Below are 21256 nucleotides of genomic sequence, written 5' to 3' on the forward strand. Positions count from 1 at the left end.
GGACCCGACGTTCGCATCTGCGAGCGACCCGCCTTCCAGCCCCGGCGACAGGAATAACGTCCTTCCAACCCGACTTCTTCAGCAGCCTGTTAAGCGCCATCGCGACGGTCGAACGGCGGGCACGCTCCTGGTACTCGTCGGCATAGACGGGACCGCCGCTGCCCCAACCGATCACCACACGTTCGTCCTCGGGCGGCCGTTCCTCAGGTGTCTCCGCCAGCACCAGCACACGGTCCTTAAGGTGCGCCAGGCCAGCCTCGCCGAGTACAGGCGCCAGCGAGCCAATGAGACCGTCATACTGGCCGTAGCCGTTTTGCTGGATCGCGTCGAAGACCTGGTCGGCCAGCGCCGCACCGTCCGGTGCCGCCGCGTCCGCAAGACCGCCAAGGTCTTCGCAAGCGTCCCCGAACAGGCCGATGATGGTGCCGCTGCTGTCATCCGTGCGGTCAAAGATCGGGTTGGCGAGGCCCATGAACTGCCACATCAGGTCCAGCGCCTCGCCGGGGTCGTCGGGCGCGACTTTCTCCAGGATCGCCCGCCGCTGGGTGTCGAGAGCGTCGAGCAGGGCCTTGCGCTTCTTCCAGTCGATGAACGAGCGCGCGCGGGCGATGGTCGACAGCCGCTTGCGCACCTCGCGCGCCACGTCCTTGGGGCTCTGGGCGCCGGCCAGTTACAATCTCAGCCGATGTTTGGCCGCAGCATTCCCGTTGCTGATCTCCATCAACAGCTCAGCCAGCCGCGGAGCACCCAGCGTTTCGAGGTTCTTCGCGTTCAGGGTTTTCTTCGACGCCATGGCAGCCTTGTCATTCGTTTGAGCCAAACCTCGCAAGTTGGCCGCGCCGGAACAAGACCGGCAGCGTCTCAAGGAGATCGCCCGCTATCTCCCCGCTTCCTCCGCGATCGCGGTGTGGTGCAGCCTGTAGCGCCCTGAGGCGACCGCGCCGGCCCCCAGTTGTGTCAGCCCGAGGTCGCCCAACGGCGCCAAAGCCGCAGCGTCATAGCCGCTGACGACTACCAACCAAGGGACTTCGCGATCTCGCCCGCGCAGCTCCTGCTCTCGGGTCATCGGAGGCGGGGGCGCTGGACGCAATAGATGCGCTGCCACCAATCCACGCCGCATCGTCAGGTCCGGCAGAACGGTGCGCAGCCCTTCCGTAAAGTCCGCCTCGGTGCCCGCCGCGGGCGTGAAACGGAGCACCAGCGCCGCTGTCCCCAGGCCGAGGCCCGCACCAGCCACGACCTCGCAGAAGCCCCGCGTCATGCCGCGGAACCTCGGCATCATTGCGCTCGTCCACGGTGTGGGGTTGTTGAGCCGGTCGAGATAGGGCTGCGACGTGGCGATATCGGTTCCAGTGACTTCGTAGATCACAAAGTTGCGCGGCCCCTCGTCCTCGGCGATCCAGCGGGTCGCCCGCAGGAACCCCGGTACTGAGAGCCTCTCACGAAAATGCTCATGGCTGTGCCAGTCGTCGTGATCGGCATCGTCCCCCTCGATGTCGTAGAGCAGCACCATCACGGCATCGCTACGAAGCGCCATATCCGATCTCTATCCCTTGAGGTGCCGAGGCTAGCGGAGCCTTCACCGCCTGTCACCTGCCGCGTGAAGGAGCAAATCTCCACGATATCAGTGCTATCCAACGGAGGCTCCGTGCGGCGCACTCGCGGCCTTCCACAGCGCGACAATGTGGCGAAAAACAAGAACAGGGTTGTTGGGCCTCCGTCTACGTCACGAATGGTGGTTTCCCGCGGGAGTGTCCCGCGCGCTTCTTGAGGGCGGGACACCATCCGAGATTTCTGTGGAAAATCAATCCGCTCACGGTGGTGTGGTAGGCCCGGAGGGACTCGAACCCCCAACCAAAGCGTTATGAGCGCTCTGCTCTAACCAATTGAGCTACAGGCCCAGCCTGACTTGGCTTTAGCAGACCGGACGGACGGGTCAAGCGGCGGCGGGGCGGCGCCGGCGCATTCACTCCGAGATCAGCGCGGTCAGGCGCCGGTCGGTGGCCAGCGCCTCCTCGGCGGTCATCCCGACCTCTTGCCCGGCCGCGGCGCCTGCCCCGGGGGCGGGGGCGGTCCAGGGGCCGTCGGCGGCGGGCCCGGCCTGCAGGCAGGCGGCCAGGGGGCCGCAATCCTCCATCCCGCCCAGAAGCGCGGCGAAGCCCAGGGCGGCGGCGAAGCCAAGTGCGATACGGTGTGTCATGAACCCTTCCCCTTCGGCGGTTTTCCTTACGTCTTTGCGTCAGACGCGCGCGCGGGCGTCCCGGTTCAAACAAGATGCGCCTGCCGCCGGCATGCCGGTCCGGCCGGGAATGGACTTGGCCCCATGGCTGGTCTATCGGGGGCGCGGACAGCGCAGCGGGACCGAGGCATGACGGACAGAGGCATCACCTACAGCGAGGCGGGCGTGGACATCGACGCGGGCAACGCGCTCGTGGACCGGATCAAGCCCGCCGCAAAGGCCACCACGCGGCCGGGCGTGATGGCCGGGCTGGGCGGCTTCGGCGGGCTCTTCGATCTTAAGGCCGCCGGGTACGACGACCCGGTGCTGGTGGCCGCGACGGACGGCGTGGGCACCAAGCTGCGCATCGCCATCGACACCGGCACTGTCGACACGATCGGCATCGACCTGGTCGCGATGTGCGTCAACGACCTCGTCTGCCAGGGGGCGGAGCCGCTGTTCTTCCTCGACTACTTCGCGACCGGCAAGCTCGACGTCGACGCCGCCACGCGGATCGTCGAGGGCATCGCGGCGGGCTGCAAGGCATCGGGCTGCGCCCTGATCGGCGGCGAGACGGCCGAGATGCCGGGGATGTATGCCGCCGGCGACTTCGACCTCGCGGGCTTCGCCGTCGGCGCGATGGAGCGCGGCGCGGCGCTGCCGGCGGGCGTGGCCGAGGGCGACGTGCTGCTGGGGCTCGCCTCGGACGGGGTGCATTCCAACGGCTACTCGCTGGTGCGCAAGGTGGTGGAGCGGGCCGGGCTGGCCTGGGACGACGCCGCGCCCTTCGGCCCGGAGGGGCAGGACGACACGCTGGGCGAGGCGCTGCTGGCGCCGACGCGGCTCTACGTCAAACCCGCGCTGGCGGCGATCCGCGCCGGCGGGGTGAAGGGGCTGGCGCATATCACCGGCGGCGGGCTGACCGAGAACCTGCCGCGGGTGATGCCCGACGGCCTGACGGCGCAGGTCGACCTGGCGGCGTGGGACCTGCCGCCGGTCTTCCGCTGGCTGGCGGGGCAGGGCGGGCTGGCCGAGACGGAACTGCTGAAGACCTTCAACGCCGGGATCGGCATGGTGCTGGTGGTCGATGCCGCCCGCGCCGAGCCGCTGGCCACGCTGCTCGCCGAGCAGGGCGAGACGGTGGTGCATCTGGGCGCGGTGGAACCGGGCGACGCGGTGCGCTACACCGGCGCGCTGCTGTGACGCGACGGGTCGCGATCCTGATCTCCGGGGGCGGCTCCAACATGCTGCGCCTGGTGGAGGATATGGGGCGGGGCGACCATCCGGCGCGGCCGGTGCTGGTGCTGTCGAACGACCCCGAGGCGCCGGGGCTGGCGAAGGCCGCCGCCCTGGGCATTCCGACCGCGGCCGTCGATCACCGCCCCTTCAAGGGCGACCGCCCCGCCTTCGAGGCCGCCCTGCGCGAGAAGATCGACGCGGCGCGGCCCGACATCCTCTGCCTTGCCGGCTTCATGCGGATCCTGACGCCCAGCTTCATCGCGCATTACGCCGGCCGGATGCTGAACATCCACCCCTCGCTCCTGCCGGACTATCGCGGGCTCCACACCCATGCCCGCGCGCTGGCGGCGGGCGAGACGGAGCACGGCTGCACGGTCCACGAAGTGACGGCGGATCTGGACGCGGGGCCGATCCTGGGCCAGGCGCGCGTGCCGGTGAAACCGGGCGACACGCCCGCGACGCTGGCCGCCCGGGTGCTGGAGATGGAACATTGCCTCTACCCGGCCGTGCTGCGCCGTTTCGCGGTGGGCGACCGGACGCCTGTCCGCCTGCCGTAAGGCTTTTCATCGCCGGCAAAACCGCCTAAGACACGGACGGTCGGGCGGGACAGAGAAACGACAACGAACGGATGACGACCCGGGCAGAATGAAGACACTCACCACCACCGAGGCGCTGCGCGCCTTTTGCGACCGCGCCGCGCAGTCGCCTTACGTCACGGTCGATACCGAGTTCCTGCGGGAACGCACCTATTACGCCAAGCTCTGCCTGGTGCAGCTGGCGATCCCCGGCGAGGGCGAGGACGACGCCGTGCTGGTCGACCCGCTCGTCGACGGGTTGTCGCTCGACCCGCTCTACGACCTGATGAAGGCCCCCGGCGTGGTCAAGGTGTTCCATGCCGCGCGCCAGGATCTGGAGATCTTCTACATCGAGGGTGGCGTGATTCCCGCGCCGCTGTTCGACACCCAGGTCGCAGCCATGGTCTGCGGCTTCGGCGAGCAGGTGGGCTACGAGACGCTGGTGCGCAAGGTGGCGCGGCAGTCGCTCGACAAGACCTCGCGCTTCACCGACTGGTCGCGGCGGCCGCTGACCGAGGCGCAGATGAAATACGCGCTGGCCGACGTGACGCATCTGCGGGTGATCTACGAACATCTCGCCGCCGAGCTGGAGAAGTCCGGCCGCACCAGCTGGGTCGAGGAGGAGATGCAGGTCCTCAAGGATCCGGCCACCTACGTGGTCTCGCCGGAGGAGGCGTGGAAACGGGTCAAGACCCGCACCCAGTCCGGCAAGTTCCTGGCGCTGGTGCGCGAGCTGGCGCGGTTCCGCGAGGGCTATGCCCAGTCGCGCAACATCCCGCGAAACCGGGTGTTCAAGGACGACGCGCTGCTGGAGCTGGCCTCGACCAAGCCGCAGTCGATGCAGGATCTGAGCCGCTCCCGCCTGCTTCTGCGCGAGGCGCGGCGCGGCGAGATCGCGGACGGCATCCTCGCGGCGGTCAAGGCGGGGCTGGAGACGCCGAAAGAGGAATTGCCGAAGACCGACGACAAGCGCGACGCGCTGCAGGTCAACCCGGCGCTGGCCGACATGCTGCGCGTGCTGCTGAAGGCCAAGGCCGACAGCGCCGGCGTGGCGCAGAAGCTGATCGCCACCGCGGCGGATCTCGACGCGCTCGCCGCCGGCCAGCGTGACGGCCTGGCACTGACCGGCTGGCGCCGCGACGTCTTCGGCAACGACGCGCTGCGGCTCTGCGACGGCAAGGTCGGCCTCGCGGTCAAGGGCGACAAGGTCGGCGTCATCGAACTCTAGAGCGCATCGCGTTCATGCGCATTCACGCGAAGCGCTCCGATTTCTTGATGTCGCATGTCCGAGGAGCACAAAACCGGTTCCCACTTCTGTGCGACATGCTTCAGCCCGATGGAACGACGCGCCGCCCCCGGCTTCTTCTCGTTCCAAATACGCATCCGGCGCCAGCCAACGGGCGCGACCGGTTGCCAACTAAAAACAATGACCTGAACGCCGCTCTTCATCCATCCTTGGCGAGCGGATGGTGATCCAGCACCAGCTCCTTCAGCCGTTCGTCCAGCACGTGGGTATAGATCTCGGTCGTGGACACGTCGGCGTGCCCCAGAAGCGTCTGGATCGACACCAGGTCCGCGCCGTTCGCCAGCAGATGCGTCGCGAAGGCGTGGCGCAGCGTGTGCGGCGTCACCTTCGACGGGTCGACGCCGCCGGCCACCGCCAACTCCTTGATCAGCATGTAGAACCGGTGCCGCGTCAGGTGCCCGGCCTTGCCGCGCGACGGGAACAGAAAGCGCGAGGGCGGCCGGCCCTGTGCCTTGGCCTCCGTCTCGGCCCGGTCGCGGGCGCCGAGCCAGGCGGCAAGGGCGTCGCGGGCCGGCGGCGACAGCGGCACCATCCGTTCCTTGTTGCCCTTGCCCGAGACCAGCAGCATCCGCGGATCGCCCCGCGCCGCCGCGACCGGCAGCGTGACCAGTTCGCTGACCCGCATGCCCGTGGCATAGAGCAGTTCCAGCAGGCAGGTGTTGCGCAGCCGGTCCGTCTTGGATCGTCCGTGGGTCTGCGCCGCGCCGAGCAGCGCGTCGATCTCCGGCACCGACAGCGTCTTCGGCAGCCGGGCCTCGCGCCCCGGCCCCTTGATCTGGATCGCCGGGTTGTCGCCGCGCCAGCCCTCCTCGAAGGCGAAGCGGTAGAGCTGGCGGATCGCCGACAGCCGCCGTGCGCGCGTCGACCGCGCCAGCCCCTGCGCGTCGCAATCCACCAGATAGGCCTCGACGTCGTCCCGCGTCGCCGCCGCGAAGCCGGAGCCGCGGCGGTCCAGCCAGGCGGCGAAGTCCTTCAGGTCGCGGGCATAGGCCAGCTGGGTGTTCTTCGCCGCGTCCAGTTCCGCCGCCTGCGCCTCCAGGAAGGACTGGACCCAGCTCAGGCTCATGCGTCCTCCACCAGGATCAGCGCCTGCAGTGCGAAGCGCCGGGCTACCTCGTCGAGCCCCGCCGCGCGGAACAGCGCGATGGCGGCCGAAAGCTTTTCCGGGTCGCCCGCCGCGCCGTCGGCGGCCAGCGCGATGCCCCGCAGGATCGCCTCGCCCAGCCGGCGCCCGTCGATCATCTCCTGCAGCCGGTCCGGCGCCGCGGTCGCGCGGAACCCGTCGGCGATGGCCGCGGCGGTCTGGTCGGGCGGGGTCACGCCGCTCACGTCGCCGCGCGCCACGGCCTTCAGGAACCGTTCCATCGGCCGTTTCGGTTCGCGCGCCTCCGCCGCCGCGGCGTAGCGGTCGGACAGAAGGCCGATCTCGAAGGCGATGCGCCCGGCCTCGCCCGCCGGCGCCCGGTCGGCCAGCCGCGCGGCGAACATGTCGGCCAGCACCGCCCGCAGCCCGGCATGGCCCAGGACCTCCCAGGCCAGCACCAGCGCATCCGCCAGCGCCGTGGAGTCGCCGCCCGCCAGCGCGGCGTCGAGCCGCTGCACCGCCGCCACCCGGTCCCAGACGCCGCCCGAGGCGGCCGGCTGGCGCTCGGTGTACAGCCCCAGGAGCCGGTTGCTGTCGATCACGCCGGAGCGCGCCAGCCGTTCCGCCGCCTCGATCTGCGCCTTCCAGCCGGTGTTCAGCTGCAGGTCCGCCTGCGCGAAGGGCAGGGGGAGGAGGTGGGTCGGAATCGGCTCGCCCACCGCCTCGTAGAGGCGGAAGACCAGCGGCGTGGGCCGCATCGGCGGCGCCAGTTCCGGCGCCCCGGCGAAGGTCTCGGGGTCCAGGTAGCGCGCGAGGATCGCGTCCTCGGCGCCCGTCAGCTCGCCCAGCGCGCGGCTCGTCTCCAGCGTCAGCGCGGCGGCGTTCCAGTCGCCGTTCCGCGCGAGGCAGAAGATGCGGGCGGCGAGCGAGGGCGCCAGTTCCGGCGCCTCGCCCAGCGCGGCGCAGGCGGCGTCCTCGGTCCCGGTCAGCAGGCTCGCGTCGAACCACCGCGCAAAGCTCGCCGGGTCGTCCGGGCCGGCGCGTTCCAGCAGCGCCTGCGCCTGTTCCACCGCCCCCATCGCCATCAGCGCGTCGATTCGCGCCAGAAACAGCGCGTGGCCCGGGTCGCTGTCGGCCGGCGGGTCAAGCTCGGCCAGCAAGAGCCGCAGCAGGAGATCCTGGGTGGCGGGCAGCAGCCCGTTCTGCGCCGCCTCGAACAGCTCGGCCAACTCGCGGCTGGGCGTGGTGCCCCAGAGGTCGCGCGGCAGGCGCGAGATCGCGGCGGGCAACAGCCCCACCGCGTCGTTCGAAACCTCGCCCAGTGGCGTGACGGTGATCTCCTCGACCCCGGCGCCGCCGCTGGTCGCCGGCTCGTCGGGCGCGACCGTGTCGGGCGCTTCCTCGACGCTGCGCGACAGCCAGTCGATGGCCGACATCGGCCGGTCCTGCGCCGCGGCGGGGCCGGTCAGCGCCAGCCCCAGCGCGAACGCGCGGACGAGATACCGTTCAGCCGCCATCCAGAATCACCGGTTCGCTCACGTCCTGCTGGTCGGGCGCCATGTCCCCCAGATAGGCGTATCCCGTGAGCCCGACCGCCCCCACAACCAAAAGGAAAAGGATGAGTTTGATGACCAGTCTCATGCGTCCCCTGCCTGCCGTGCCGTCTTCGGATGCGGCCTGTCCCGAATTATATATGGCATTTTGCGGCCCGACACGCCATTCAGTCGTGCGGAAGAAATCTGGGCAGGTGCGTGCCGTTTTGAAATACCGGCTGAAAAAGACGGTTGTGCTGGTGGGGATGATGGGATCGGGCAAGACCGCGGTGGGCCAGGCGCTGGCGCGGCGGCTGGGCGTGCCGTTCCTCGATTCGGATCACGAGATCGTCGAGGCGTCGAATCTGTCGATCGCGGAGATCTTCGAGCGCTACGGCGAGCCGTTCTTCCGCGAGAAGGAGACCCAGGTGATCACCCGGCTGCTGGAGACCGGCCCCGCGATCCTGTCGACGGGCGGCGGCGCCTATCTGTCGGAGACCAACCGCGCGGTGATCTCGCGGATGGGCGTGGCGGTCTGGCTGCGGGCCGATGTGGATCTGCTCTGGGCGCGGGTGCGCCACAAGACAACCCGGCCGCTTCTGCGTACGGCCGATCCCTACGGCACGCTGAAGGGCCTGTGCGCCACGCGCGAGCCCTATTATGCCAGGGCCGATCTGGTGGCGGATGCGCGGCGCGACTATTCGGTCGACGAGATGGCCGCGCATGTGGTCGAGGTGCTGCGGCAGCGGCCCGACGTTCTGGAGGAAAGCGAATGACCGAGACGGTGCGGGTAGAGCTGGGCGCGCGGTCCTACGACGTGCGGATCGGCGCGGGGCTGATCGAGGCGGCCGGGGCCGAGATCGCGCCGCTTCTGGCGCGGCCGCGCGTGGCCGTGGTCACCGACGAGACCGTGGCCGGTCTGCATCTGGACCGGCTGCGGCAGGGGCTGTCCCGTGGCGGCATCGAGAGCGTGGCGCTGGCGCTGCCGCCGGGCGAGGCGACGAAGGGCTGGCCGGAATTCACCCGCTGCGTCGAGTGGCTGCTGGAGCAGAAGGTCGAGCGGCGCGACATCGTGGTGGCGCTCGGCGGCGGCGTGATCGGCGACCTCGCGGGCTTTGCCGCGGCGGTTCTGCGGCGCGGGGTGCGGTTCGTGCAGATCCCCACCACGCTTCTGGCGCAGGTCGACAGTTCGGTCGGCGGCAAGACCGGGATCAACGCGCCGCAGGGCAAGAACCTGGTCGGCGCCTTCTACCAGCCGGCGCTGGTACTGGCCGATATCGGCGCACTGGGGACGCTGCCCGCGCGCGACTTTCTGGCCGGCTACGGCGAGGTCGTGAAATGCGGGCTTCTGGGCGATGCCGCCTTCTTCGAGTGGCTGGAGGCAAACGGCCCGGCGATGGCGGCGGGGGACGCGGGCCTGCGCACCGAGGCGGTGCGCCGGTCCGTCCGGATGAAGGCCGACATCGTGGCGCGGGACGAGACCGAGCAGGGCGACCGCGCGCTTTTGAACCTCGGCCACACGTTCTGCCATGCGCTGGAGGCGGCGACGGGCTATTCCGGCCGGCTTCTGCACGGCGAGGGCGTGGCCATCGGCTGTGCCCTGGCCTTCGAGACCTCGGCGCGGATGGGTCTGTGCGCGCAGGAAGAGCCGAGCCGCGTGCGGGCGCATCTGCGCGCCATGGGGATGAAGACGGACCTGGCAGACATTCCCGGCGCGCTGCCCGATGCCGACGCGCTTCTGGACCTGATGGCGCAGGACAAGAAGGTGATGGACGGGCGCCTGCGCTTCGTCCTCGCGCGCGGGATCGGGCGGGCCTTCGTGACGTCCGACGTCGACCGGGCGCTGGTGCGCGACGTGCTGCAGGAGGCGCTGGTCGCGCGCGGCGCTACGCCTCCAGCGCCACGACCGTGAACAGCGCGAGCAGGCACAGCGCGGTATAGAGCGACAGGCCCGCGAAGGCCGGGAACGGCACCGTGCCGCCCAGCGAGTCGAGCGTCAGCAGGGTCATGCAGGCCGTCGCCGACAGGCCGAAGACCGACAGCGCCATCGCCGCGACGGCGTTCCGGGCGACGAGCGCCGGGACCGACAGCGCCAGCAGAACCAGCGCCAGCGATGTCGGGGGCGCCATGCGGTCGTCGGGCAGACGGTCGAGCGGCAGGTAGGCCCCGAGCCCCAGCGGCTGTCCGAACAGGATGACCGCGAGGTTCAGCGCGGCCAGCGCGCCGACCGCCGCGGCCAGCCCCTGCGCCGGCCCCGGTTGCGCCTGCCGCAACAGCAGCGCGGCGGCGATGCCGGCCAGGCCCAGCGCGGTCAGCGGCACCATCGCGGCGGCCTCCGGGGCCGGGCGCACGAAGGGGCCGGCCCGGGCCAGCCAGCCCAGTACCAGCACCGCCGCGGCCCCGGTCAGAACCGTCAGCGCGATGGCGGCGGGCAACCGCCCCGTCCGGGCCGACTCGATCGGCCCGTCCAGCTTTGAATGATCGGCCATTTCATGACTTCCCAAAAGGCGCATTCGAAGCGTAACATTATTGCGCCGGGAATTTCCATGAAAAAATAATGACTTACGGCGCGCTCGACCGCGGCCGGAAATCCTTGCGGTTCCGGCGTGTTAGCGGTCCCACAGCAGGCGGCCACGCCAAAGGGTCCGGCCGGCGCCGCATGCGCCGGGCTGCGCTGCGGCGCGGCCGACGCGACTCAGAACGGGATTTCGTCGTCGATGTCGCCCGCCGGGGCCGGCCCGCCATAGCCGCCGCCCTGGCTGCCGCCGCGGTCGCCGCCATAGTCGCCGCCGCCATAGCCGCCGCGGTCGTCGCCATAGCCGCCCCCGCCGTCGCCGCTGCCGCGGCTGTCGAGCAGGGTCAGCTCGCCCTTGTAGGGGCGCAGCACGACCTCGGTCGTATAGCGGTCCTGGCCGCTCTGGTCCTGCCACTTGCGGGTTTCGAGCTGGCCCTCGAGATAGACCTTGGAGCCCTTCTTGAGATACTGCTCGGCGATCCGGACGAGCGGTTCGGAGAAGATCGCGACCATGTGCCATTCGGTCCGCTCGCGCCGTTCGCCGGTATTGCGGTCCTTCCACTGTTCCGACGTGGCGATGCGCAGGTTGCAGACCTTGCCGCCGTTCTGGAAGGTCCGCGTTTCCGGGTCGCGCCCCAGATTGCCCACCAGGATTACCTTGTTCACCGATCCGGCCATCGCGCGGCTCCTCTTCCTCGAATCTCTGTCGTCTGGACGCCTTGTTAACCGAGCCGACGGTACGGCGACAGAGTTAACACGAGATTGATGCGCGCCGGGGCGGGATGGGCAACGGGCTGCCGCCCGGGGGTGGACGCGCCGAAAGGGGTGGCGCCTGAGGCGAATTTCCGTAAACTGCGGCCACGGATTGAAGGGACAGTTCGATGCGCATTTTCTGGGGGTGCCTCTGCGCCGCTGCCATTTCGGGCGCGGGGGCGGTTAACGCCGAGGGGCTGAATTTCTCGTCCAAGAACCGGTCGGGGCTGTTCACCTCTCAGACCAAGGTTCTGGATGAGCGGGCGGCGGAGCAGTACAAGAACTCCATCCGCTACCAGCCGAAGAAGTTCGATCTCGACGAGTCGACCTCGCCCGCGTGGAACGGCACCTATGCGGGGCCGTACCTCGCGATGGCCCGCGCCGCGGCGCGCAAGCACGGGATTCCCGAGGATTTGTTCCTGCGGCTGGTGCAGCAGGAATCCGGCTGGCGGGCGGATATCACCTCGCACAAGGGCGCCTACGGCCTGGCACAGCTGATGCCCGAGACGGCGCGCAGGCTGGGCGTGGACCCGGCCGACCCGGCGCAGAACCTCGACGGCGGCGCGCGCTATCTGCGGATGCAGTACGACCGCTTCGGCTCGTGGCGGCTGGCGCTGGCGGCCTACAATGCCGGGCCCGAGGCGGTGAAGAAATACGACGGCGTGCCGCCCTATAACGAGACCCGGAACTACGTGAAGGTGATCTGGGGCAGCTGACCGGGCGGGCCGGTGTGAGCCGGTGGTCTGCGGTCCGGCCCGGGGGCCGGCCCCGTCGCCATCGTCGCTCGGACCGATGGCGCGACAATGGCGACCCCCCGGAGCATTTCTGCCAAGATGAAGATCCGCCGCGGTGTCAGCCGCAGCAGCTTCGGCAGTAGCAGGAGGCCCTTATCGGCACCTCCGCGCGGGCCTGCGCCCGGTCCAGTTGCTGGCGGATATGGCCGATCTCCACGGTCTCGCCCCGGCGCTTGAGGCATTCGTGCAGCCCGTGCAGCGCCCAGACGTTCTGGGGGTTCTGCAGCGGCCGGGGCAGGGTAGGGTCGAGCCCCAGGTCGGCGCGGTAGACGGCCTCGGCCTCCTCCCATTGCCCCGCCTCCAGAAGCAGCGCGCCCAGCGCGTGGCGCGACGGCTGGGGCCAGGCCCAGGGTTCCTCGTACATCAGCCCGTCGTCCAGCCGCACCGATTCGCGCAGATGCGCCAGCCCCTCCTCGATGCGGCCCGCCTTGAACGCGATCTCGCCCAGCATCATCTCGCGCGCCACGGTCAGCACGTCGCGGGCGGTGTTCTGGAACAGCATCCGCTCCTCGGGGATCGCCTCCAGCGCCGCCTGGAACCGCGCCGCCTCGGCCTCCGCCGCCTCCGGCGCGCCGAGATTGGCATGCGCCACGGCGCGGGCGTAGAGGATCAGCGCGCGGGTGAAGGCGTAGAGATGGGTGTCGGTCGGAATCTCCTCGCGCAGGATCTCGCGCCACAGGCCGAAGCGGATCAGCACATGCGGGCGCGAGGCGACGAACGCCTCGAACAGGTCGGGATAGACCCGCACCACCTGGTCGGGCACCTCCGCCCGTAGCCGCGCCGCCGCGTCCAGCGCCGCCGTGGGCTGGGCCAGGAACATCGCGCCGTAGATCTCGAAATGCAGGTTGTGGATGCGGTAGAGCGCGTAGAAATTCGCCGCGCCCGCATAGGCCTTGTAGCGCGCATCCACCGCCGAGGCGGCGCGGTTCCGCGCGACGACGCTGTGATAGTCGCCGCAGAGCACGTCGATATGCGTCGCCATATGCACCAGATGCCCGGCATCCGGCACCAGCCCGCTCAGCGCGTCGCCATGGCGCAGCGCCGCCTCGGGGGTGGGCGACATCTCCATCAGGTGGATGTACATGTGCAGAAGGCCTGGATGCTCCCAGCCCAGGGGCCGCTCGAACGCGCGCTCCAGCACCGCACGGGCCTCCTCGGTCGAGGCGTGCGGGGCCGGCCGGCCGGTGGGCAGATCCCAGAGCTGCCAGGGCGTGCGGTTCATCAGCGCCTCGGCAAAGACGAAGGCCACGTCCGGGTCGTCGCCATGGGCGGCATAGACCGGGCGCATGGCATCGGCGAAGCCGTCGTTGAACGGCTGGAAGTCCTCGATCCCCGGATCGGTCGGGTAGCGCGTGGCCAGCGCCTCGATCAGCGCGCGCTCCGCCGGGCTGCTCTGCCCGGCCAACGCCGCCCGCAGCGCCGCATGGGCCTTCTCCAGCGCCGGCGCCTTTTCCTCCTCGGTGAAGACCTGCCAGGGCTTGTTGTAGTTCGGCCCCAGCGCATAGGCGATGCCCCAATGCGCCAGCCCCAGCGCGGGGTCGACCGCCACCGCTTTCTCGAAACAGGCGATGGCCTCTTCGTGGTTGTAGCCGAACAGCCAGACGAGCCCCCGGTCCAGCCACAGCTGCGCCTCGCGCGAGGCGGTCATCGAGGGGCGGGAATAGAGGCCCAGGTCGAACGGATAGGACAGCGCATCCTCGCTATAGGCACGGGTCATCGCCGTGGGTCTCCCTGGTCAGGCACGCGGTCAACGTGCCCCAGCGCCGGGATCAAGGCAAGGACGGGCTACCGGACCTGCCGCCGGACGCCGTCGGCCGTCGCGCGTATGGGGGCCCCGTGGCAGGCGCCCGAGAGATCCTTCACCACGAAGCTCTGCCCGACATAGCCGTCGAGCGTCACCTCCGCGCGGTCCGGGCCGAAGGCCTCGGGCACCGGCAGAAGCCGGCCATAAGGATCGACCCAGTAGATCTGCAGCGGGTCGCGGCCGGGCAGGGCATGCACCAGCGTGACTGTGCCGGGCGGGCCGTCCGGGGCCGAGGCGGCGTCGGACCGCGCCGGGCAGTCGGCGCCCATCGGCCCAGTCTCCTCGGCCGTCAGCGTCTCCACCGCATAGAGATCGGCCTCGTCCGGTGCCACGCCGTCCAGCCGGACACAGTCCTGCACCCGCAACGCCGCCGCCGCGGTGCCGTTCAGCGGCAATTCCACCGCCTCGCCATCCAGCGTCACCGTCGCAAGCTGCCCGTTGCGCACCGCCTCCAGCGCGGCCGGGGTCAGCGACAGGGCGGTCATCCCGCCCGCGCGCGCCGCGTCGACCGGAAGCGCCTCGTCGTCGATCCCGAACGCCGTCACCGTGCCCGGCGGCGCGGCGGCCAGGGCCAGTTGCCAATCCGCGCCGTCGAAGACCATGCGCACCTCGCGCCCGTCGATCTCGCGCCGCGCGGCACAGCCGGCAAGCGCCGCGCCCTCGCGGAGCGCCAGGACGTCCCACGTCCCGGCCTCGCCGAACCGGGACTCCTCCTGCGCCGCGGCGGGGGCCGCCAGCGCCAGCAGCAGCAGGCCGCCCGGTCCGAGCCTCCGCACTATTCCGCCGCGATCTTGATCACGGGCTCCATCTGCGCCAGCTGTTCGTCGTCCAGCCAGCACAGCGAGCGGTGCCCGTCGCCCAGGTCGCGCTTGGGCGGAAGCTCGGTCTCGCACTTGTTGCCCGGCACCTTGTCCTTCCAGCGGCAGCGGGTCTGGAACGGGCAGCCCGGCGGCGGGTCCATCGCCGAAGGGATGTCGCCCTCCAGCACGATGCGCGTCTTCTCGACATGCGTGTCGGCGATGGGCACGGCCGACAGAAGCGCCTCGGTATAAGGGTGATAGGGCGGGGCAAAGACCTGTTCGGTCGTGCCGATCTCCACCACATGGCCCAGATACATCACCATCACCCGGTCGGCGAGGTAGCGCACCAGCGACAGGTCGTGGGCGATGACGATCAGCGTGGTCTTGTGCTTGCGCTGGATCTCCATCAGAAGGTCGGTGACGGCGGCCGCGACGCTCACGTCCAGCGCCGAGACGGGCTCGTCCGCGACCACGATCCGCGCGTCGCCGGCGAAGGCGCGGGCGATGCCGACCCGCTGCTTCTGGCCGCCCGACAGCTGCCGCGGCATCCGGTCGGCGAATTCGCGCGGCAGCTTCACCAGGTCCAGCAGTTCCAGCATCTTGCGGCGCCGCTCGGCCTCGGTCTTGCCCACGCCGAACACTTCCAGCGCCCGCTGGATCTGCGAGCCCACCGTCATCGACGGGTTCAGCGTGTCGAACGGGTTCTGGAACACCATCTGCACCGAGGCGACCGTCTTCTTGTCGCGCTCCTCGATGGGGATGTCCTCGATCGAGCGGTTGTCGAGGACGATCTCGCCGTCGGTCGCGGTCTCCAGCCCCATCAGCACCTTGGCGAAGGTGGACTTGCCGCAGCCCGACTCGCCGACGATGGCCAGCGTCTCGGATTCCCGCGCCTCGAAGCTCAGCGACTCGTTGGCCTTGACCACCTTCTTCTGGCCGCCGCCGAACAGCGCGTTGGCCGAGACCTCGTAGTATTTCTTCAGATCCTCCATCTTCAGCACGGTATCGCCGATCTCGGTCGTCGTCTGGGCCGCGGCGCCCTCGAAGCCGGCATCCCAGTCGATCTCGCCGATCCGGACACAGCGCGACTCGTGGCGCTCGTCGCCCCGCACGCGGACCATCGGCACGTCCCTGGCGTCGCAGACCCCTTCCACGAAATAGTCGCAGCGCGGGCCGAAGTTACAGCCCGGCGGCCGCTCGTGGGGCAGGGGGAAGTTGCCCGGGATCGCCTTCAAGGGGCGCGCGTGCTTGTCGGCGCCGGGCAGCGGGATCGAGCGGAACAGCGCCTGCGTGTAGGGATGGCGCATCTGGTCGAACACGTCCTCGATGGACCCGGTCTCGACCGCCTCGCCGGAATACATCACGCACAGCCGGTCGCAGGTCTCCAGGATCAGCCCGAGATTGTGCGAGATGAACAGCATCGAGGTGCCGTATTTCTTGCCCAGCTCCTTGACCAGCTCCACGACGGCGGCCTCGACCGTCACGTCCAGCGCCGTGGTCGGCTCGTCGAGGATCAGCAGCGAGGGCTTCGACATCAGCGCCATGGCGATCACGATGCGCTGCTGCTGGCCGCCCGACAGCTGGTGCGGGAAGCTCTTCAGGATCCGCTCCGGGTCCGGCAGCTTCACGTCGGCGACGACTTCCAGCGCGCGGGCGCGGGCCTCCTTCTCGCCCACGCCCTCGTGGATCATCGGCACTTCCATCAGCTGCTTGCCGATCTTCATCGCGGGGTTCAGGCTGGCCATCGGCTCCTGGTAGATCATCGCGATCTCGTTGCCGCGGATCGTGCGCAGCTCCTGCCGGCTCATCTGCCCCAGGTCGCGCCCCTTGAACTTGATCGAACCGCCGACGATCCGGCCGTTCACGCCCAGATCCTGCATCACGCCCAGCGCGACGGTCGACTTGCCGCAGCCCGACTCGCCCACCAGCCCCATCGCCTCGCCCGGCTGGACGACGCAGGAGAAGTCCATCACCGCCGGGATCTCGCGCAGCCGCGTGAAGAAGCTGATCGAGAGGTTCTCGATCTCCAGGATCGGGCCGTCATAGTCCCACTTCGCCATCTCTCTCCGCCTCGCTTCTTCATCTTGGGAGAAATACTCCCGGGGGGGGGTCGGGAGGGGCCGCTCCCCCCGGCCCCGTCCTCAGTCCCTGAGCGACTCCTCCCGCAGCCCGTCCGCCAGAAGGTTCAACCCCAGCACCAGGCTCAGCAGCGCCAGCGCCGGCGGCAGGGCGGGATGCAGGTAGATCGTCAGCAGCTTGCGCCCCTCGTTGATCGTCGAGCCCCAGTCCGGGCTTTCCGGCGACAGCCCCAGCCCGAAGAAGCCCAGCGTGCCCAGAAGGATGGTCGTGTAGCCGATGCGCAGGCAGAAATCGACGATCAGCGGCCCGCGCGCGTTGGGCAGAATCTCCCACAGCATGATGTACCACGGCCCTTCGCCCCGGGTCTGCGCGGCGGCCACGTAGTCGCGCGTCTTGATGTCCAGTGCCAGGCCCCGGACGATCCGGAAGACGGTGGGCGAGTTCACGAAGACCACCGCCACGAAGACCACCAGCAGGTTCGGCGGAAACTCGATCAGCCCCAGCGGATCGGCGTTCCAGGCGATCCCGGAATAGAGCCACAGCCCGACGACCAGCGTGCTCCCGATATAGATCGCCCGCTTCGTCGTCTGGGTGTGGAACCGCGAATTGAACAGCACCGAAAAGAAGATGATCGGAAACAGGAACAGCACCGCCGCCATGTAGACGGGAATGCCCGTCGCCACGATCTCGGGCGTGACCAGGAGGTAGAACAGCAGGATCACCGGGAAGGCCAGGATCAGGTTGGCCAGAAAGGACAGGAAGGTATCCAGCCGCCCGCCGTAATAGGCCGCCGGCAGGCCCAGCGTGATGCCGACCATGAAGGCGAAGAGCGTGGCGAATGGGGCGATGCGGATCACCTCCCACGCGCCCTTGATCATCCGGCTGAACACGTCGCGCGCCAGGTTGTCGCCGCCCAAGAGGTAATAGGGATACTCCCCCGCCTCGGCCCCGCGCAGCGGCGTGCCCGGCGGCTTGTTCTTCATCCCCGAGGCCTGCTCCAGCGCGCCATGCGTCACGATCAGGTCCATCGCGCCGAAGACCCCGGCAAAGACCCAGAACATCACCAGCGCGAAGCCGATCATGCCGATGGTCGAGTCGAACAGCTTGCCGTAAAGGCCCAGCCGCCGCTTGAACGTCATCGACAGCGCGAAGGTCACGATCAGCGCGATCCAGACCGGCATCAGCTGCAGCGAGACCGCGCCCACGATCCCCTTGCCCTGATAGCCCGGCATCATCGGCCCGATCGCAAGATAGGCGAGGCAGACCGCGACGATCACGCCGAAGCTGCCCATCACGGCCCAGCCGACATAGTCCACGACGGTCCGCGGCGCCGCCACCGTCGGCCCCTCGGCCACCGGGCGCGGCACGAAGACCGACAGCACGATCTGCACGATCACCGACACGGCGAACACCACCGCCGCCGCCAGCAGCAGCGGGTTCAGCACCGGCCCCAGCGTTCCGGTCCAGCTCAGCGGTTCCATGCGTCCCTCCCGCAGCATTGGGCCATGCGCACCGTCCTGCTTCTTCTCGTTGCAAATACGCCAGGGGGGTGCAGGGGGGACAGCGTCCCCCCTGCCTCGGTCGGATCGCGCAGCGATTCGAAACGGGCCATCACGTCACCCTGATCCGCGGATTGAGATAGACATAGCCGATATCCGAGATCAGCTGCGTCACCAGCACCACGAAGACCGACACCACCGAGACGCCCAAGAGCAGCTCGATGTCGTTGTTCCCCGCAGCCTCCACCAGCGTCCAGCCGAAGCCCTTGTAGTTGAACAGCGTCTCCACGATCACCACCCCGTTCAACAGCCACGGGAACTGCAGCATGATCACCGTGAACGGCGCGATCAGCGCGTTCCTCAGCGCATGTTTCAGCACGATGGTGCGGAACTTCACCCCCTTCAGCCGCGCCGTCCGGATGTACTGCGCGGTCATCACCTCGGCCATGCTGGCCCGCGTCATCCGCGCGATATAGCCCATGCCATAAAGCGCGATGGTCAGCACCGGCAGGGTGAAATTCTCCCAGGTGATGTTGTCCATGGCGCTGGTCGCGGTGCCCTTGAACCACTTCAGCCCCACCGCCGACGAGGCGAAGACCGCGATGAAGATCACGCCCGAGACGTATTCCGGCGTCGCCGTCGTCATGATCGAGGCGGTCGAGAGCGAGCGGTCCAGCTTCGAGCCCTCGCGCATCCCCGCCAGCACGCCGATGATCAGCGCGCCGGGCACCATCACGCACATCACCGCCAGCATCAGCCAGCCGGTCAGGCCCAGCCGCTTGAACACGATCTCGCCCGCCGGCTCGCGGAACACCGTGGAATAGCCCCAGTCGCCCTGCAGCACGCCGCAGAACCGCGGCGCCTCCTCCGGCGTCATCCCGGCGTCGATGCAGCGGCCGCGGACCGTCCCGTCCTCGGCCTCGACGACATAGCCGGGCAGCACGCCCAGCCATTCGCCGTATTTCACGAACAGGTTGCGGTCATAGCCGCGCTCGCCGAGCCATGTGGCGACCTGTTCGTCGGTCATCCGCATGTTGCCCTGCGTCTTCGCCAGCTTTTCGAGGTTGGGATAGAGGTTGGTCAGGAAAAAGACGATGAAGGTGAGGCACAGCGCGGTCAGCAGCATCACCACGACCCGTCTAAGAATGAACAGACCCAAATTCGTCCCCCTGTCCTGGCGCGGCCGCGTCCGTCCCGTCCGGCGCGTGCCGCGCGCGGCCGGCCTGCCGCGCTGTCAGTTCTTGTGCGGACCGGGCGCGCGGGGCGCCCGGTCCGGTATCGTGCCGGCCGCGATCACGCGGCGAAGCCGATCTTGTAGAGGTGGATCTCGTGCGCCGGGTGCTTCTCGCCGTTCACGACATTGCCGTTGTGGTGGTTATAGAGCGACCGCCAGTAGGGCTGGATGATCACACCGTCGTCGCGCAGCAGCTGCTCGACCTCGGCGATCACCTCGCTGCGCGCGTCGGCATCCGCGATCGCGTTGGCGCGGTTGATCAGCGCGTCGAAATCCGGGTTCGCATAGGCGGCTTCGTTCCACGCCTCGCCCGAGCGGTAGGCCAGGGTCAGCACCTGCACCTCCAGCGGGCGGTGGTTCCACTGGGTGGCGCTGAGCGGATACTCCGTCCACTTGTTCCAGAAGGTGTTGCCCGGCAGGATCGTGCGCTGCACCGGGATCCCAGCGTCGCGCAGCTGCGCCGCCAGCGCGTCGCCGGTGTTGCGCTGCCAGTCGTCGTCGACGGTGATCAGCTCGTGCTCGAAATCGGCCATCTCCGCCTCTTCCAGCAGCGCCACGGCGCCGTCGGGGTCGAAGGCCGCCGGGCCGATATCGGCATAGGCCGGGTGGATCGGGCAGACATGGTGGTTCGCCGCCACGCGGCCCCGGTCGGAATAGCCCAGCTCCAGCAGCACCGCGTTGTCGACGGCCATCGCCAGCGCGCGCCGGACGCGGACGTCCGAATAGGGCTTCATGCCGCCGACCTCGGCCTCCTGGTTGCCGCGGAACACGATGGTGGCCGCGGTCACGGTCTCGGTCTTGGTCCAGCCGATCGCGTCCATCACGTCGATGAAATCGCCGACCGTCTCGTAGAGCAGGTCGACCTCCTCGGATTCCGCCGCCGCGACCCAGGCCGAGGGGTCGGTGCCGTAGTCGATGAACTCGATGCGGTCGACATAGGGGCCGCCGTAGATCTCGGTGCCCCACCATTCGTGGTCGGTGTTGCGTTCGAGGATGCAGTTGATTCCCACCTCCATGCTGACCGGGCGGAACGGGCCGGTGCCGATGCCGTTGTCGAACGGGCTGCCGCCCTCGTAGCTCGAATGCACGATCGCGGCCGGGTAGTCGGACATGTTGGCGATCACCGACACGTCAGGCGCCGACAGGTTCAGCACCACGGTATGCTCGTCCGTCACCTCGATGGCGCCCTCGCGGGCCTGGCCGGTGTCTTGGTCGATCAGCCCGCCCATGCGGCTGGCCATCGAGTTGTCGGCCATGTTCTTGTCGCACCATCCGGCGATGTTGCGCGCCACGTCCTCGGCGGTGAAGGCGTCGCCGTTGTTCCAGGTCACGCCCTGGCGGACGTTCAGGATGTATTGCGTGGCGTCGTCGTTGACCTCCCAGCTGTCCAGCAGCATCGGCCGGAACGAGCCGTCGCTGTTGTACTCGACCAGGTATTCCAGGAAGCCGCGCGACTGGTTGCCGATCTCGGACCAGTCATAGGCGCGCGGGTCCTTCATGCCCTTGACCGACTGCTGGATGCGCAGCGTGCCGCCCTGCTGCATGTGCTCGGCCGCGCGCGCCGGGGCGTTCAGCCCGATCAGCCCGTAGGCCGCCGCGGCGCCCACGCCCATCGAGGTCGCGCGGGCGAGGAATTCGCGGCGGTCGATCAGGCCGGCGCGGTATTCGTCGGCATACATCTCGGCCGCGGGATGGATGCGGCCGTCTCCGGTGTCCTTGGTCATCGTAAGCTCCCTGTCAGTCCTTTTTGGAGTCGTTTCCCTCTGCGGCCCCCGGCATGCGCCCGTCGCGACGGGGCCTCTCCCGGGAGACCGGACTTCCTTT

The 21256-nt window shown here is 69.2% G+C and carries 19 protein-coding genes, 1 tRNA gene and 1 pseudogene; 6 read left to right on the forward strand and 15 right to left on the reverse strand.

The features are described 5' to 3' along the window. From P1J78_RS15915 to P1J78_RS15930, 4 genes and pseudogenes are all read right to left on the reverse strand, one after another. Positions 1–793 (reverse strand): annotated as a pseudogene (locus tag P1J78_RS15915) (DUF6880 family protein); the annotation flags it as partial. Between the two features lie 84 nt (positions 794–877). Then, entirely contained in the window at positions 878–1513 is a 636-nt protein-coding gene (locus P1J78_RS15920) for a hypothetical protein (protein ID WP_275568364.1), read from the reverse strand. A 311-nt stretch (positions 1514–1824) separates the two neighbouring features. After that, positions 1825–1901: transfer RNA gene (locus tag P1J78_RS15925), tRNA-Ile, on the reverse strand. Between the two features lie 65 nt (positions 1902–1966). Then, positions 1967–2200, reverse strand: coding sequence for a hypothetical protein (locus tag P1J78_RS15930; RefSeq protein ID WP_275568365.1), 234 nt, complete (start codon positions 2198–2200; stop codon positions 1967–1969). 168 nt (positions 2201–2368) lie between these two features. Here P1J78_RS15930 and purM point away from each other — a divergent pair, with 168 nt between their 5' ends. From purM to rnd, 3 genes are all read left to right on the forward strand, one after another. Next, a complete protein-coding gene (gene purM / locus P1J78_RS15935) occupies positions 2369–3421 on the forward strand; it encodes a phosphoribosylformylglycinamidine cyclo-ligase (protein ID WP_275568366.1) in 1053 nt (350 codons plus the stop codon). Continuing rightward, entirely contained in the window at positions 3418–4014 is a 597-nt protein-coding gene (gene purN, locus P1J78_RS15940) for a phosphoribosylglycinamide formyltransferase (protein ID WP_275568367.1), read from the forward strand. The genes purM and purN overlap by 4 nt, the downstream gene beginning before the upstream one ends. Before the next feature lie 88 nt (positions 4015–4102). Then, a complete protein-coding gene (gene rnd / locus P1J78_RS15945; RefSeq protein WP_275568368.1) occupies positions 4103–5260 on the forward strand; it encodes a ribonuclease D in 1158 nt (385 codons plus the stop codon). A 217-nt stretch (positions 5261–5477) separates the two neighbouring features. Here rnd and P1J78_RS15950 read toward each other — a convergent pair whose 3' ends face one another. Genes P1J78_RS15950 through P1J78_RS15960 form a run of 3 tightly spaced genes read right to left on the reverse strand, consistent with a single transcriptional unit; the run spans position 5478 to position 8063 of the window. Then, a complete protein-coding gene (locus P1J78_RS15950; protein WP_275568369.1) occupies positions 5478–6404 on the reverse strand; it encodes a site-specific tyrosine recombinase XerD in 927 nt (308 codons plus the stop codon). Next, positions 6401–7939 carry a hypothetical protein gene (locus P1J78_RS15955; RefSeq protein ID WP_275568370.1) on the reverse strand — a complete coding sequence of 513 codons (1539 nt, stop codon included), beginning with the start codon at positions 7937–7939 and terminating at the stop codon, positions 6401–6403. Before P1J78_RS15955 ends, P1J78_RS15950 begins: the two co-directional genes overlap by 4 nt. Continuing rightward, complete coding sequence (locus P1J78_RS15960; protein WP_275568371.1) at positions 7929–8063, reverse strand: hypothetical protein; 135 nt, start codon at positions 8061–8063, stop codon at positions 7929–7931. The genes P1J78_RS15955 and P1J78_RS15960 overlap by 11 nt, the downstream gene beginning before the upstream one ends. 85 nt (positions 8064–8148) lie before the next feature. On the opposite strand from P1J78_RS15960, the gene P1J78_RS15965 reads away from it, so the two are divergent. Both P1J78_RS15965 and aroB read left to right on the forward strand, forming a co-directional pair. Further along, entirely contained in the window at positions 8149–8730 is a 582-nt protein-coding gene (locus tag P1J78_RS15965; RefSeq protein ID WP_374213315.1) for a shikimate kinase, read from the forward strand. After that, positions 8727–9866, forward strand: a complete 1140-nt coding sequence (aroB, locus tag P1J78_RS15970) for a 3-dehydroquinate synthase (RefSeq protein ID WP_275568372.1) — start codon at positions 8727–8729, stop codon at positions 9864–9866. Before P1J78_RS15965 ends, aroB begins: the two co-directional genes overlap by 4 nt. Here the strand turns inward: aroB and P1J78_RS15975 are convergent. Both P1J78_RS15975 and ssb read right to left on the reverse strand, forming a co-directional pair. After that, the gene (locus tag P1J78_RS15975) at positions 9841–10443 is read right to left on the reverse strand and encodes a hypothetical protein (protein ID WP_275568373.1); all 603 of its coding nucleotides are present in this window, start codon (positions 10441–10443) and stop codon (positions 9841–9843) included. The two genes, aroB and P1J78_RS15975, sit on opposite strands and share 26 nt — an antisense overlap. 206 nt (positions 10444–10649) lie before the next feature. Next, on the reverse strand, positions 10650–11147 hold the full coding sequence (gene ssb / locus P1J78_RS15980; RefSeq protein WP_275568374.1) for a single-stranded DNA-binding protein: 498 nt from the start codon (positions 11145–11147) through the stop codon (positions 10650–10652). A 203-nt stretch (positions 11148–11350) separates the two neighbouring features. On the opposite strand from ssb, the gene P1J78_RS15985 reads away from it, so the two are divergent. Further along, on the forward strand, positions 11351–11938 hold the full coding sequence (locus P1J78_RS15985) for a lytic transglycosylase domain-containing protein (protein ID WP_275568375.1): 588 nt from the start codon (positions 11351–11353) through the stop codon (positions 11936–11938). A gap of 136 nt (positions 11939–12074) precedes the next feature. Here the strand turns inward: P1J78_RS15985 and P1J78_RS15990 are convergent, their stop codons facing one another. The 6 genes from P1J78_RS15990 to P1J78_RS16015 all read right to left on the reverse strand — a co-directional run bounded on the left by P1J78_RS15990 (position 12075) and on the right by P1J78_RS16015 (position 21156). Beyond that, entirely contained in the window at positions 12075–13733 is a 1659-nt protein-coding gene (locus P1J78_RS15990) for a tetratricopeptide repeat protein (protein ID WP_275568376.1), read from the reverse strand. Positions 13734–13801: 68 nt separating this feature from the next. Continuing rightward, entirely contained in the window at positions 13802–14596 is a 795-nt protein-coding gene (locus P1J78_RS15995) for a hypothetical protein (RefSeq protein WP_275568377.1), read from the reverse strand. Then, positions 14596–16680, reverse strand: a complete 2085-nt coding sequence (locus tag P1J78_RS16000) for a dipeptide ABC transporter ATP-binding protein (protein WP_275568378.1) — start codon at positions 16678–16680, stop codon at positions 14596–14598. Before P1J78_RS16000 ends, P1J78_RS15995 begins: the two co-directional genes overlap by 1 nt. 81 nt (positions 16681–16761) lie before the next feature. Further along, complete coding sequence (locus P1J78_RS16005; RefSeq protein ID WP_275568379.1) at positions 16762–18180, reverse strand: ABC transporter permease; 1419 nt, start codon at positions 18178–18180, stop codon at positions 16762–16764. Between the two features lie 130 nt (positions 18181–18310). Then, entirely contained in the window at positions 18311–19357 is a 1047-nt protein-coding gene (locus P1J78_RS16010; RefSeq protein ID WP_275568380.1) for an ABC transporter permease, read from the reverse strand. Positions 19358–19491: 134 nt separating this feature from the next. After that, a complete protein-coding gene (locus P1J78_RS16015) occupies positions 19492–21156 on the reverse strand; it encodes an ABC transporter substrate-binding protein (RefSeq protein WP_275568381.1) in 1665 nt (554 codons plus the stop codon). Positions 21157–21256 lie beyond the last annotated feature (100 nt).

It is taken from the genome of Psychromarinibacter sediminicola, assembly GCF_029168335.1.
Lineage (GTDB): Bacteria > Pseudomonadota > Alphaproteobacteria > Rhodobacterales > Rhodobacteraceae > Psychromarinibacter > Psychromarinibacter sediminicola.